Here is a 14375-nt window from a genome sequence, read left to right as displayed (position 1 = left end):
TCAGTTCGAAAGACGCGGCAGCAGCAGATCCTTGAGGTCGGTCAGCTTGCCGTGGAAAAAGTGCCCGCATTCTGCCACTTTCAGCAGCTCGTGGGGGCGCTCGAGCTTGTCGGACCAGTCGTAGACGAGCTGTGGATCGACCACTTCGTCGGCATCCGGCTGGATCACGGTCAACGTGGCCTGCTGCGGCAAGCGCTCGGTTAGCCGCATCACCGCTGGAGCGACCATGAACAACTGCTGCACCGCCTCGCCTTCAGCCTCCAGGCGGCCGGCCAGGGTGGCTGCCACGAAACCGCCAAAGGAAAAGCCCAGAATCGTCAGCGGCAGTTCGGGGTGTTTCGCTCGAAGCCAGCGGGCCACGGCCCAGGCATCGTCGACTTCGCCGCTGCCCATGTCATGGCTTCCGGCGCTGGCGCCGACGCCGCGGTAGTTGAAGCGCAGCGTCAGCATGCCGGCATCGCGGGCAGTGCGCTGCAAGGTGGACACCACCTTGTTGAGCATAGTCCCGCCCTGTACCGGATTGGGGTGGCAGATCAAGGCGATGCCCGTAGCATCGGCGGTGTCGAGGTACAACGCTTCGAGTGGGCCCTGCGGGCCGTCGATGAAAACTGCGGTTTCGCGGATGAGCAAGGGGTGAACTCCGTGACCCCAACAGGGGTCGACTCGTCTAGCTGGAAGATTCTGGCCTGTGAAATTGCGCAAGTGCGCGGTATACAGCGCAGGTCCGAGCCGTTAACGTAAAGCAAAGCCGTTTATAGAGGAAGGACTCGTGGAACTCTCGCTCTTAGTTTGGTTGTTGCCAACCCTGGCCCTGGTGGTCGGTGTGGTCATCGGTTTTGCCGTCGCGCGCCTGGCACCCCGTGCCGTGCCCAATGGCACACAGCGTCAGCTCGATGATATCCAGGAACGTTTCGATACCTACCAGAACGAGGTGGTCACCCATTTCAACAGCACCGCGATCCTGGTCAAGAAACTGACCCAGAGCTATCAGGAAGTGCAGGACCACCTGGCCGAAGGCGCCGACCGTCTGGCCCTGGACGAACTCACTCGCCAGCGCCTGCTCGCCGCCCTGCATTCGGACGCGCCGCAGCCCCACCGCGAGCGCCTGACACCGCCGCGCGATGCCGAGCCACCTCGCGACTATGCGCCCAAGGCAGCGAACTCGCCTGGCATGCTGGACGAGCAATACGGCCTGAAGCGCAAGTAAGGCGGCCCGTTCGATCAGTGTGAAGAATGCGGCAAAAACAAAACGGGGCCTGAATCATCAGGCCCCGTTTTTTTTCATGCCCCGACCAACGATAGGCCGAGCGCCAGGCTCAGAGCGCCAGGTACACTTCATCGTAAGGCGGCGCGATTTCGCTGCGCAGTATCCCGATCCATTTGCCGTGGGTTGCTTCGTCGGTCTTTTGCTTCTCGAATCCGTCGAAGCGTTGATCCACGGTTTTCAAGTGTGCCGCGGTGTAGGCATCACGAGGGCCGCGTGGATGCGCGTAGTGAAAGTGGGCGTACCACAAGGGTTTTCCCGCCGTATCGGCCACCAGGTATTCCTCCAGATAGCCGGGCGAGCGCTTGAGCTTGCTGCGAGCCCCCACGCGGCTGATCCGTGCTGCACCCTGACGGTACAGATAGTCAACCCGGGCCGCCGCCGGGGGCTGCCACTTGACCATGTGGATGCGGATCAGACGTCCTTGCTCGATCAACTCGGCGGCCTTGTCACGAAACAGCTGCGCGCGACCATGGGCTGATGTCTGCTGGCTGGTGGCCTCGTCCACCTCATTGTCGCGGGTCAGTTGCTGTTCGACGGCATCGGCCGCGTCATTCAACTGCTGTGCATACAGCCGTAGCCGATCCTCGACCTCCACCGGCAGATAGGGCTTTTGCGCTTCCTTCCAGGCCGTACGGGTCTGCTGGTCGGCACCGTGCAACAGCTGGTTGCCACGCCGGATCGCCGCGTTCAGCGAGCGGCCTGCCGGTCGTGGACGCGCCACCTCGGGTGTTTTCAGCGCCTCCCAATCAGCCTGTGCCGGATCCTTGCCAAACGAGGCCAGAACTTTCTTTTCGATGGGGTCGATCACGTCGACGATGTCGCGATCGGTGACGGCAACCTTGGTCCGACGCTGCCCGACCACCAGCCCTCTGTGACGGGTCACGAAGATGTTCTTGTGACGCGCCTGCTGGCGCTGCTTGCGGGTCATCTTGAACTGTTCGCGGATCAGCGGCACCAGCGCGGCCTGGGCACTGTCGCGCAATTCCTGAATCAGGCCGGCCAGGCGCAGACGCGCAGGCTCGTGCAACTGCTCGCCATGCTCATTGGTATAGAACGCCAGGGATTGCTGGGCAGCCTCATATTGCAGGTCCAGACTGTTGAGCAATTCGACCCGATCGTTGAGGGAGTATTCGGCGGTTTCTTCCAGCGCGGCATGGGTCTGCGCCGCCAGGCGAACCGGCTCGGCCACCGAGTCCATCATCCGATCAGCCACTTGCGAGGTGGCGATATGGCGGATGCTGGTCAGCGCCAGGCCATCCACCAGCAGGCCGATCCAGCGTCGGATCGACAAGGCCTCGATCCAGTTTGCGGCCAGTTTCTCCAGTGCTGTCGCGCCTTCGATCGGCATGCGCCGCAGCTGCTCTTTCCACTGGGTGAGTTCTTTGCTCAGTTGAACCTGCTTGTCGAGGATATCGATACTGTCGCTGACATAATCGAAAAACAGTCGAGACTGCTGCTCGCTCATGTCTGAGCCGTCCAGAAGCGCACTGATGTCATCGGCCCTGTCGCGATAATCCAGACTTTTGTAGCGCAGGTTGATGACCTCTTCCTGGCCCACCTCACACAATTGGAACAGCAGGCTGGCCTGCTCCTTGGCACGGTTGCCGTAGGGCTCGAGCTGGTTGAGCTCCAGACTGACCGCAAGTACCTGGCGCAACGCGGCCAGATAATTGCCGGTCGCCTCGCTCAGGGCATTGCGCAGCCCTCTGAGGCGTTCGCTGTCCTTGGCCTCGAAGGCACGGTTGACCTTGCGCAATACCGCGTTGACCTGTTCGTGCAAAGACGAGCGCTTCTGATTGAATTCAATGATCTGCTGGTCACAGGCCTGCATCCGCTGTCGATTGGCTGCCCGCAGTGCCGCAATGCTGCGCTTGGGTCCACCGCCGCGCAGACGCAGGTGCAGATCCAGACGCCAGCGCCCGACTTCATCGCGCTCCACCCAGGGCCCCGGTGTCTGCGGGCGAGCGGCATCGATGATGCGCACCCGCCCATCATCGACCATGACCTGATAGAAATGCCCCTCCAGTGGCAACAGCCAGCGCTCGCCATCCAGGTACAAACCGCGCAACGCACCATGTGGCAGGGGCTCGGGCATCGGCTGCGGAGCAGCAACGCGGTAGCTGGCCAACGCCGTGGCATCCTCGGGGCTGAGCCGGTGCTGGGCACGCGCCCAGGAAAAACTCAGGTGCGCGTTGGCGTCGAAGGCCTGCACCGGTGTCAGTGATAACTGCGTCGTCACCACCGCCTTTGCAGGTACGGGCAGTACCGGCTGGCGAAACTCGCGGATCGCCATGGCCCGCTCGGAGGTATGAATCAGCAATACCAACGCAATGTTGAAGAGCAGGTCCACCAGTTGATCATCTGCCGCAGTCTTGTCGCCGCTGGCCTGCGCGACCAGCGTGACGTTGCTCGCGGCCATGGCCTGGATCAGCCAGCCGGCGGTGGCCAAGGGTCCCGGAAGAACGGGCAGGAGCGCGTTGAAAACCGTCCAGCCCAGCGCGCGATAACCGATCCAGCGGCTTTCCTCACTGGAAATCGACTGCCGATCAGCCACCGTGATCAGGGCATTCGCGCTGCCCTGGTACAGCTCGGCCAGTACATCGCCACCCAGGGCGATGCCCTTCAAGGTGGCTGCAACAGGAACGCTGAGCGGCGCATAGTCCGAACCTTGGCCGAACCGCACCAGGTGCGGCTGATGAAAGCCACCGTTGGCGTATCGGGCACGGGCCGGGGCATCGAGCCAGTCGAGCACGCTACGCTGCACCTCGCCCTCCTCGGCGATGGCCTCGAACAGAGCCGCGCGGTCCGAGTATTGGATCAACGTCGGCTGCATGAGCGGGCGGTACAGCACCTGCAGACCGGAACCGTCGGTGGCGGCGATGACATACATGTTGCAGACCCTGTCGACCTTCATGTCCGCCCCGGGCAGTATGCCGAGCGCCTGAATGCCCACACTGATGCCTTCGATTTCAGCGTTGCCTGCGGCTTCCATGACCCCTGCCACGTACTTCCAGCCCAGGCGGGTGAACCCGCACAGCTCGCGAATGCTGTTTTCCAACGCCAGCATGGGCAACTGACACTGCAACTGACTGGCGAACAAGCCCTGGCGCCGAGTGGACTCGACGGGGTCTTGCAGCAGTTTCTCCTTGAGCAACGCCAGGTAGCCGCCTGCGGCGTCGGTCCTGGTGACCAAGGCCTGGATACTGGTCTCGTCGACCCAGGCAGGCAGCGTGACACCCGCCTTGGGCTGGATCAGCAAGCGCCCCTGAGGTCTGCCCGAGAGGTTGTAAAGAGCAAGGTCCACAAGGCTGATGACATGATCCTCCAAGGTCATGTCACCGGCATTGACGATGCTCAACTGCGCGTTCGGCACCGTCAGGATATGCACTTCGATGTCATCGACAGTGCCGAGCATTGCATGCGGATGGTCCAGGGCGATCTGTCTGATCAGCGCTTGTTCGGCAAAGTCGGTGATGGTGGGGATGCCGTCCAGAAACGATGCCTGTTGCTGCTGTTCGCGCAAGGTGGCCAACGTTGCCAGGTACAACGAGAACTCTCGGCGTTGCGCGTCATCGGCCTTCGTCAGCCATGCTGGCAAACCCGCCTGCACGGCTTGCAGGCGGGCGCGCCCTTCAGCGCTGTCGATATCGAACAGGCATGTCACATGCTCGGTTCCCCGCTCCAGAGCCCCTGCCCCGAGGCCATTGGTTCGGCAATAAGTCCCCAGTGTCTGCACCGCTTCGAGTTGTTGCTCCAGAATGGCCTGGGCCTGCGCCTCGAAGATGTTGCCCGTGGGCGAATACAGCGCCAGCTCCAGCGCCGGGCCGGTGACCGCATGCCCCAGGTGCATGGCGAATGCATCGGCCATCGCCTGTAAGGTCGGGAAGCTCTCAAGCCCGTTGACCGGGGTGTACATCAGCAACACTTCGCCGCCCTGGCTGCCGACCCGCCGGCGGATGATCAAGGCGTGGGTGAGTTCGGCGCGGCGCTGCAACGGCACGCCCATGGCCTGGACACTGACCAGGCTCGCTTCGATGGTGTCTGCAGCGTACAGCGCGCGCTGACGGGCGCCTGGCATCGTGACCAGCAGCATGGCAGTAGCGCCTTGGTCGTTGCTCAGGCGACCTGCCGTCTGCTCGCGTTCGATGCTGTGCTGGAGCCTGGACTGCAGCGCGCTGCCCAGCCATTGCCAGCGATTGCCTCCCGCCGACTCGGTCGCGTCCCAGTAAGTACACAACGCTTCGCTGTAGGCTTGCAGTATCTGCGGGCCCCACTCGTTGACGATGCCCTGCACCTGAGTCATGTCCACGGCCAGCGCGCTCGGGTTTTCGGCGCCTGCCTGTGCAGTGAGAAAGTGGTAGCCCTGAACGAGAATGATGTTTTCATCATGCAGAAAGCGGTCGATCAGAGCATCGACCAGCAGCAGCTTGCGATACCCGGCGAACGATGCTGCGCTCGTGGTACTGATAGGCTCGAACAGATGAACGTGGGAAAAGTCCACATCCAGCTTGGGATACTGGACAGTGAACTGCGTCACCAGCACCTGCAATGCCACATCGCGCAACGAAGGGCGGCTGGCGAAATGCTTGCTGACACTGCTGGCCAGGGGGGCGGATCGAGCGACTTCACCGCTCAGGGAAAGAAGAGGGGTCATGGGAGCTGGCGCGTTCAAGAATGTATGAAAGCGCATCAGGCACCGTTCAGCGCCCTGCCCGGTGGTAGACAGTTAGTCACCGTAAACAAAAGACCCCGCCGAAGCAGGGTCCTTTGACGCTTCGCAACGCTTAGATCGCGCCGCGGCTGCGCAGCAGATCCAGGACTTGCTTGACGCCTTCCTCGACGGACGAGGCCTGGGTGTCGATCACCAGATCGGCATTCAACGGCACATCGTACGGGAAGGACTCGCCCGGGATGTTGTCCTGGTCCGCAGCGTACAGACCCTGAGGGTCGCGTTCGCGGCACACCAGCGGCGAGGCCTGGACGTAGACGGTCAGCAGCCGATCGGCGCCGATCAGGTCACGCGCCTGCTCACGGCCAGCTGCATCAGGCGCCACGAAGGCGGCCAGGGTCACCAGCCCCGCTTCGTTGAACTGACGCGCCACGTGAGCGGCACGACGCCAGTTTTCGGTACGTCCGGCGCGGTCCTGTGGCAGACCTTTGTTCAGGTCATGCCGCAGGTTCTGGCCATCGAGCACGAACACTGCGCGGCCCATGTCGAACAGCTTGCGCTCGACGGCGTAGGCCAGGGTGCTCTTGCCCGCGCCCGACAGACCGCTGAACAGCACGGTAGCCGGTTGCTGGCCGAAGCGCTGGGCGCGTTCCTCGGTGGTTACATGAGCGGAGCGACCGTGGGTCTTGCCGCCCTGAGTGGCGGCTGCCGGTGCGATGATCATGCCGGCACCGACGGTGCCGTTGGTCAGGCGGTCGATGATGATGAACGCGCCGGTGGTGCGGTTGCTGTCGTAACCGTCCAGAGCGATGGCGCTGTCCAGCGACACCTTGACCTTGCCGATCTCGTTGAGCTGCAGCGCACTGGCCGGGCCTTCGGCCAGGGTGTTGACATCGACCTTGTGCACGATGCTGGCGATCGAGCCCGGCACGTAGCTGGTGGCGCGCTTGATGTCGTATTTCTTGCCCGGCAGCATGGGCTCTTCGGCCATCCACACCAGCATGGCTTCGAAGCTGTCGGAGACGGTCGGCACGTTGGCGGCATGCACCAGCAGGTCGCCACGGGAGATGTCGATCTCGTCTTCCATGGTCAGGGTCACGGCTTGGCCGGGACCGGCGTGTTCCAGCTCACCCTCGAAGGTGACGATGGATTTGACCCGGCTGCTCTTGCCCGAAGGCAACACCACTACTTCGTCGCCCTTGTGCACGATACCGCTAGCCAGGGTGCCGGCGAAGCCGCGGAAGTTCAGGTTCGGTCGGTTGACGTACTGAACCGGGAAACGCAGGTCGTCGAAGTTGCGATCGGCCGCCACTTCCACGGTTTCCAGAATCTCCATCAGGGTCTGGCCGGTGTACCACGGCGATTGCTCGCTGCGGTTGACCACGTTGTCGCCCTTGAGCGCCGACATCGGCACGAAGGCCAAGGTGGTCGGTTGCAGGCCGATGGCTTCGGCGAACTTGAGGTAGTCGGCCTTGATCTGCTCGAACACGCCCTCATCGAAGCCCTTGAGGTCCATCTTGTTGATGGCCACAACGATGTGCTTGATGCCCAGCAGGGACGCGATGTAGCTGTGCCGGCGGGTCTGGGTCTGCACGCCGTAGCGGGCATCGACGAGGATGATCGCCAGGTCGCAGGTGGACGCGCCGGTGGCCATGTTGCGCGTGTACTGCTCATGGCCCGGGGTGTCGGCGATGATGAACTTGCGCTTGGCCGTGGAGAAATAGCGGTAGGCGACATCGATGGTGATGCCCTGCTCGCGCTCGGCCTGCAGGCCGTCGACCAGCAGCGCCAGGTCGACTTCTTCACCCGTGGTGCCGGATTTCTTCGAGTCGCGAGTGATGGCTTCCAGGTGATCTTCGTAGATCATCTTGGAATCGTGCAACAGGCGCCCGATCAGGGTGCTCTTGCCGTCGTCGACGTTGCCGCAGGTAAGGAAGCGCAGCAGTTCCTTGCGTTCGTGCTGGGCCAGGTAGGCGAGGATGTCCTCGCTGATCAATTCGGATTGGTGCGACATGTTCTGACCCTGCTTTAGAAGTAGCCCTGACGTTTCTTGTCTTCCATGGAACCGGCGCCATCGTGATCGATGACCCGGCCCTGGCGCTCGGACGTTCGCGTCAGGAGCATTTCCTGAATGATGTCGGTGAGGCTTTCGGCCTCGGACTCCACCGCGCCCGTCAACGGGTAGCAGCCAAGGGTACGGAAACGCACTTTCTTCTTGACGATGCTGGCCTTCTCTTCCTCGCTGAGGTGCTCGAGGATCCGGTCGTCATCGATCATGATCAGCGTGCCGTTCTTCTCGATCACTTCACGTTCGGCGGCGAAGTACAGCGGCACGATCGGGATGCCTTCCAGGTAGATGTACTGCCAGATGTCGAGCTCGGTCCAGTTCGACAGAGGGAACACACGGATCGATTCGCCCTTGTTGACCTTGCCGTTGTAGACGTTCCAAAGCTCTGGACGCTGGTTCTTCGGATCCCAGCGGTGCTTGCTGTCCCGGAACGAGTAGACCCGCTCCTTGGCCCGCGACTTCTCTTCGTCGCGGCGCGCGCCACCGAAGGCAGCGTCAAAGCCGTGCTTGTCCAGCGCCTGTTTCAGGCCCTGGGTCTTCATGATGTCGGTGTGCTTGGAACTGCCGTGGGTGAAGGGGTTGATGCCCTGCGTCACGCCTTCGGGATTGACGTGCACCAACAGGTCCAGGCCCAGTTCCTCGACCATGCGATCGCGGAACTTGTACATTTCCTGGAACTTCCACTGGGTGTCGACGTGCATCACCGGGAACGGCAGCTTGCCGGGGAAGAAGGCCTTGCGCGCCAGATGCAGCATCACGGCCGAGTCTTTGCCGATGGAGTACAACATCACCGGGTTATCGAACTCAGCGGCCACCTCACGAATGATGTGGATGCTTTCCGCCTCCAGCTGTTTCAGATGCGTCAGTTTGTCGACCATGGCTACTCACGGAATACAGTCTTTATGGACGGCCTGCGGGCCGTGTTCGAGCCGGGCACTTTAACACGGCGTATGGGTGGGTCGTGGGAGGTGGTTAGATCGAAGGGGTATATGAATATGCCTTGTGGTTTGGAGGTTCGGGCATGGCTTCCCCCCCTCGCGGTCACAATGTGGGAACGGGTCTCTGCCCGCGAATCGGCACTACGGTCCACCTATCAGATGGGATTGAGACAGTCGATGAACACATGCTCGAGCGCAAAGCGCCGTGCCAGGTAATCGCCCAGCGCCTGGACCCCATAGCGTTCGGTGGCATGATGCCCGGCGGCGATGAAGCTGATGTCGTTCTCGCGCGCGCTGTGAAAAGTCTGCTCGGACGCCTCGCCACTGATGTACAGGTCGACACCGGCCGCAATCGCACGGTCGATGTAGCCCTGCCCGCCACCGGTGCACCAGCCCACGCGCCGGATCTTTTCGCTGCCTTCGATCAGCAACGGCTCACGGCCCAGCACTTCCTGCACGCGGCGAGCGAAGTCGCGCGGGTGCATCGGTTCGGGCAATGAGCCGATCAGCCCCACCACGCGGCTGTCGGCCGGGTCCAGCGGACCTTCCACCGTGAGCTCCAGCTGCCGCGCCAGCTGCACGTTGTTGCCCACTTCGGCGTGCACATCCAACGGCAGGTGATAGGCCAACAGGCTGATGTCGTGCCTGAGCAACGTCTTCAGACGTCGCTGTTTCATGCCGACCACGCAGGGGTTCTCGCCCTTCCAGAAATAGCCATGATGCACCAGCACCAGATCGGCCTTGGCTTCCACCGCGGCATCGAGCAACGCCTGGCTTGCCGTGACCCCGCTGACGATACGCATGACCTGCGGGCGCCCTTCCACCTGCAAACCATTGGGGCAGTAATCCTGGATCTTCGCGCTGCCCAGATAACGGTCGGCTTCTTCGACCAACGTGTTCAGTGCCACAGCCATAAAAGTCTCCACAAAGGCAGTTCAGCGCGGCGCAAGCGCCCGTATAATGCCGGCCATTATGGCGCCGCTGCGCGTCGAAGAAACAGCCCCTCGCTCCCTTCCAGGATTGTCCCCATGTTCAAGGCCTTGCGCTTCTTTGGTTGGCCGCTGTTGACCGGCATATTGATTGCCCTGCTGGTTATCCTGCGTTTTCCGCAATGGGTGGGCCTGCCCAGCCAGGACGTCAACCTGCAGCAGGCGCCGCAAAGCGCCAGCGTCATCCAGGGCCCGGTGTCCTACGCCGACGCCGTGGCGATTGCCGCCCCCGCCGTGGCCAACCTGTACACCACCAAAGCGGTCAACAAGGGCGCTCACCCGCTGTTCGAAGATCCGCAGTTCCGCCGCTTCTTCGGCGACAACCTGCCCAAGCAGCGACGCTGGGAATCGAGCCTGGGCTCGGCGGTGATCATGAGCCCGGAAGGCTACCTGCTCACCAACAACCACGTGACCGCAGGTGCCGACCAGATCGTGGTGGCCCTCAAGGACGGACGCGAAACCCTCGCCCGGGTGATCGGCAGCGATCCGGAGACGGACCTGGCAGTGCTCAAGATCGACCTGAAGAACGTTCCGGCCATCACCATCGGGCGTTCCGACGGCATCCGCATCGGCGATGTCGCCCTGGCCATCGGTAACCCTTTCGGGGTAGGCCAGACGGTGACCATGGGTATCATCAGCGCCACCGGCCGCAACCAACTAGGTCTCAACACCTACGAAGATTTCATCCAGACCGATGCGGCGATCAACCCCGGCAACTCCGGCGGCGCCCTGGTGGATGCCAACGGCAACCTAACCGGCATCAACACGGCGATCTTCTCCAAGTCCGGCGGTTCGCAGGGCATCGGCTTCGCCATCCCGACCAAGCTGGCGCTGGAGGGGATGAAGTCGATCATCGAACATGGCCAGGTGATTCGTGGCTGGCTGGGCATCGAAGTGCAGCCGATGACCGAGGAGCTGGCCGAGTCGTTCGGCATCAAGGACCGGCCAGGCATCGTGGTTGCAGGGGTTTTCCAGGGCGGCCCGGCGCAGAAAGCCGGTTTGCAACTGGGCGATGTCATCCTCAGCATCAATGGCGAGGCGGCCGGCGATGGACGTCGGTCGATGAATCAGGTGGCCCGCACCAAACCAGGCGACCGGATCGCCATCCAGGTGATGCGCAAGGGCAAGGAGCTCACCTTGAACGCCGAGGTGGGCCTGCGCCCGCCACCGGCGCCGGCGGCGGTGAAGAAGGAGGAAAAGTAGGCCCTGCAACCGCAATGTGCAGCGGTCGCTCCGCTGCACCGCCCGATCAAGATGGATCAAGGTCTGCGTGAAACTTACAGCGCGTCCAGCAACGCCTGATTCTGCTCCGGCGTACCAATGCTGATGCGCAGAAACTGGGCAATGCGTTCCTGCTTGAAGTGCCGCACGATCACACCTTTCTCTCGCAGGCGAGCGGCGATGCTCGCCGCGTCCTGTTCGGGATGGCGAGCGAAGATGAAGTTGGCCGCCGAAGGCAGCACGTCGAACCCACGCTGACGCAGCCCTTCGACCAGTTTTTCCCGGCTCGCGATGACCTTGGCGCAGGTGTCTTCGAAATAGGCCGTGTCGGCGAACGCCGCAGCGGCGCCGGCGACGGCGATGCGGTCAATCGGATAGGAGTTGAAGCTGTTCTTGATACGCTCCAGCGCTTCGATCAGATCTGGGTGTCCCACCGCCAAGCCTACCCGCAGACCGGCCAACGAGCGTGATTTGGACACGGTCTGGGTAACCAGCAGGTTTGGATAGCGATCGACCAGCTTGATCGCCGTTTCGCCACCGAAGTCGACGTAGGCTTCGTCCACCACAACGACTGAGTCCGGGCTGGCCTTGACGATCTGCTCGACCGCCTCCAGCGGCAACAAGCAACCGGTCGGTGCGTTCGGGTTGGGGAAGATGATCCCGGCGTTGGGCTTGGCATAGTCTTGCGCACGGATCTGGAACTGGTCATCCAGCGGCACGGCCTCGAAGGGAATGCCATACAAACCGCAGTAGACCGGATAGAAGCTGTAGCTGATGTCCGGAAACAGCAGCGGTTGGTCATGCTGGAACAAGCCGTGGAAGATATGCGCCAGCACCTCGTCCGAACCATTGCCCAGAAACACCTGGTTGGTCTGCACACCGTAATAGTCCGCCACGGCCTGCTTGAGCAGATCGCTGTTGGGGTCCGGGTACAGGCGCAGGGCATCGCTCAACTCGGCGCGCATGGCCTCGATCGCCTTGGGCGATGGGCCGTAGGGGTTCTCGTTGGTGTTGAGCTTGACCAGGTTGGCGACCTTGGGTTGCTCGCCGGGCACGTAGGGCACCAGGTCCTTGACGAAAGGGCTCCAGAATTTGCTCATGCTCACTCCCCTTTTGCCAGATCGGGTTGAATACGGTATTCGGCGCTGCGGGCATGGGCGCTCAGGGATTCACCCCGGGCCAGTACCGAAGCGGTCTTGCCCAGTTCGGAAGCCCCCTGCTCGGAGCAGAAGATGATCGACGAACGCTTCTGGAAGTCATAGACCCCCAGCGGCGAGGAAAAGCGCGCCGTGCCGGACGTCGGCAGCACATGGTTGGGGCCTGCGCAGTAGTCGCCCAGCGCTTCACTGGTGTGACGACCCATGAAGATGGCACCGGCGTGACGGATCTGCGGCAGCCAGGCCTGAGGGTCTTCGACCGACAGCTCCAGGTGCTCCGGCGCGATGCGGTTGGCCACTTCGATGGCCTGCTGCATGTCGCGGACCTTGATCAACGCGCCACGGCCGTTGATCGAGGTATTGATGATCTCGGCACGCTCCATGGTCGGCAGCAGCTTGTCGATGCTGGCCGCGACCTTGTCGAGGAATTGCGCATCGGGGCTGACCAGAATCGCCTGGGCGTCTTCGTCGTGTTCGGCCTGGGAGAACAGATCCATGGCGATCCAGTCCGGATCGGTGCCGCCGTCGCAGACCACCAGAATCTCGGAGGGACCTGCGATCATGTCGATCCCGACCTGGCCGAACACATGGCGCTTGGCCGTCGCCACGTAGATGTTGCCAGGGCCGACGACCTTGTCCACCCGCGGCACGCTTTCAGTGCCGTAGGCCAGGGCCGCGACGGCCTGGGCGCCGCCGATGGTGAACACGCGGTCGACCCCGGCGATGCAGGCCGCTGCCAATACCAGTTCGTTGACCTCGCCTCGCGGCGTGGGCACGACCATGACCACTTCGGTCACGCCCGCCACCTTCGCTGGAATGGCGTTCATCAGCACTGACGAGGGGTACGACGCCTTGCCGCCAGGCACATACAGGCCGGCGCGATCCAGTGGCGTCACTTTCTGGCCGAGCACAGTCCCATCGGCTTCGGTATAGCTCCAGGAGTCCTGCTTCTGCTTTTCGTGATACAGGCGCACCCGCTCGGCGGCGGTTTCAAGCGCTTCGCGCTGGGCCTCGGTGATGCGCGTGAGCGCCAGTTCCAGGCGCTCGCGCGGCAGGATCAGGTCGGCCATCGACGCCACCTGCAGACCATCGAAGCGCTCGGTGAACTCGACCAGCGCAGCATCGCCACGCTCGCGCACGGCCTTGATGATGTCCAGCACCCGCTGATTGACCGAATCATCGGACACACTTTCCCAGCTCAACAGATGGTCCAGATGGCGGGCGAAGTCCGGATCAGTGGCATCGAGTCGGCGAATAGCAGTGGAAGCGGTCATGGCGGGCCTCAAATAATGGCAATTGCTCAAGCGCCGATAGATTACCAATCGATCCACATGGGCACTTGAGTTATTTGGCTATGATGCGGATAGACGGGCGCGGGTTGCGAACCCGCGCGGGAAAGTCAGCCGCGGTGTCGCGACTCCACTGCCTTGCGCAGGGTGTCGATCAACGCCTGGATGCGGGCGTGCTGCATTTTCATGGAGGCTTTGTTCACCACCAGCCGGGAGCTGATGTGGGCGATCAATTCCTGGGGTTCCAGGCCATTGGCGCGCAGGGTGTTGCCGGTGTCGACGACATCGATGATCTTGTCGGCCAGGCCCACCAGCGGTGCCAGCTCCATGGAGCCGTACAGCTTGATGATATCGACCTGACGACCCTGCTCGGCGTAGTAACGCTTGGCAACGTTGACGAACTTGGTGGCGACGCGCAGACGCCCCGTGGGCTCGGCAGCACCGATGGCGCCCGCAGTCATCAGCTTGCACTGGGCAATCTGCAGATCCAGCGGCTCGTACAGGCCCTGGCCGCTGTATTCGAGCAGGACGTCCTTGCCGGCAACGCCCAGGTCGGCAGCACCGTGTTCGACATAGGTCGGCACATCGGTGGCGCGCACGATCAGCAGGCGCACATCGTCCTGGGTCGTGGGAATGATCAGCTTGCGGCTCTTGTCCGGGTTTTCGGTGGGCACGATGCCCGCCTCGGCCAGGAGCGGCAATGTATCGTCAAGAATGCGGCCTTTGGACAACGCAATGGTCAACATGGGAAACGTCAGTCCTTACAGGAAAGTTTCT

The 14375-nt window shown here is 62.5% G+C and carries 10 protein-coding genes; 2 read left to right on the top strand and 8 right to left on the bottom strand.

Going from position 1 to position 14375, the window contains the following annotated elements; all coding sequences use genetic code 11:
• Entirely contained in the window at positions 1–630 is a 630-nt protein-coding gene (locus tag AC788_RS10545; protein ID WP_049860599.1) for an alpha/beta hydrolase, read from the bottom strand.
• Positions 631–769: 139 nt separating this feature from the next.
• Between AC788_RS10545 and AC788_RS10540 the strand changes: the two genes are divergently transcribed.
• Entirely contained in the window at positions 770–1207 is a 438-nt protein-coding gene (locus AC788_RS10540) for a YhcB family protein (RefSeq protein ID WP_049860598.1), read from the top strand.
• Positions 1208–1316: 109 nt separating this feature from the next.
• Here the strand turns inward: AC788_RS10540 and AC788_RS10535 are convergent, their stop codons facing one another.
• The 4 genes from AC788_RS10535 to AC788_RS10520 all read right to left on the bottom strand — a co-directional run bounded on the left by AC788_RS10535 (position 1317) and on the right by AC788_RS10520 (position 9856).
• A complete protein-coding gene (locus tag AC788_RS10535) occupies positions 1317–5921 on the bottom strand; it encodes a hypothetical protein (protein ID WP_049860597.1) in 4605 nt (1534 codons plus the stop codon).
• Between the two features lie 130 nt (positions 5922–6051).
• Positions 6052–7950 carry a sulfate adenylyltransferase subunit CysN gene (cysN, locus tag AC788_RS10530; RefSeq protein ID WP_049860596.1) on the bottom strand — a complete coding sequence of 633 codons (1899 nt, stop codon included), beginning with the start codon at positions 7948–7950 and terminating at the stop codon, positions 6052–6054.
• 14 nt (positions 7951–7964) lie between these two features.
• Positions 7965–8882 carry a sulfate adenylyltransferase subunit CysD gene (cysD, locus tag AC788_RS10525; protein WP_049860595.1) on the bottom strand — a complete coding sequence of 306 codons (918 nt, stop codon included), beginning with the start codon at positions 8880–8882 and terminating at the stop codon, positions 7965–7967.
• A gap of 215 nt (positions 8883–9097) precedes the next feature.
• On the bottom strand, positions 9098–9856 hold the full coding sequence (locus AC788_RS10520) for a Nif3-like dinuclear metal center hexameric protein (protein WP_049860594.1): 759 nt from the start codon (positions 9854–9856) through the stop codon (positions 9098–9100).
• A gap of 114 nt (positions 9857–9970) precedes the next feature.
• Between AC788_RS10520 and algW the strand changes: the two genes are divergently transcribed.
• On the top strand, positions 9971–11134 hold the full coding sequence (gene algW, locus AC788_RS10515) for a Do family serine endopeptidase AlgW (RefSeq protein ID WP_049860593.1): 1164 nt from the start codon (positions 9971–9973) through the stop codon (positions 11132–11134).
• Positions 11135–11208: 74 nt separating this feature from the next.
• Here algW and hisC read toward each other — a convergent pair whose 3' ends face one another.
• From hisC to hisG, 3 genes are all read right to left on the bottom strand, one after another.
• Positions 11209–12252: a histidinol-phosphate transaminase gene (gene hisC, locus AC788_RS10510; protein WP_049860592.1), complete on the bottom strand. Its 1044-nt coding sequence runs from the start codon at positions 12250–12252 to the stop codon at positions 11209–11211.
• Between the two features lie 2 nt (positions 12253–12254).
• On the bottom strand, positions 12255–13583 hold the full coding sequence (hisD, locus tag AC788_RS10505) for a histidinol dehydrogenase (RefSeq protein WP_049860591.1): 1329 nt from the start codon (positions 13581–13583) through the stop codon (positions 12255–12257).
• A 125-nt stretch (positions 13584–13708) separates the two neighbouring features.
• Positions 13709–14344 carry an ATP phosphoribosyltransferase gene (gene hisG, locus AC788_RS10500; RefSeq protein WP_043186752.1) on the bottom strand — a complete coding sequence of 212 codons (636 nt, stop codon included), beginning with the start codon at positions 14342–14344 and terminating at the stop codon, positions 13709–13711.
• Between the last annotated feature and the right edge of the window lie 31 nt (positions 14345–14375).

It is taken from the genome of Pseudomonas sp. RIT-PI-a (genome assembly GCF_001187875.1).
GTDB lineage: Bacteria > Pseudomonadota > Gammaproteobacteria > Pseudomonadales > Pseudomonadaceae > Aquipseudomonas > Aquipseudomonas coleopterorum.
Note: the sequence above shows the minus strand (reverse complement) of the source record. Positions and strands in the feature narration are given on the sequence as shown.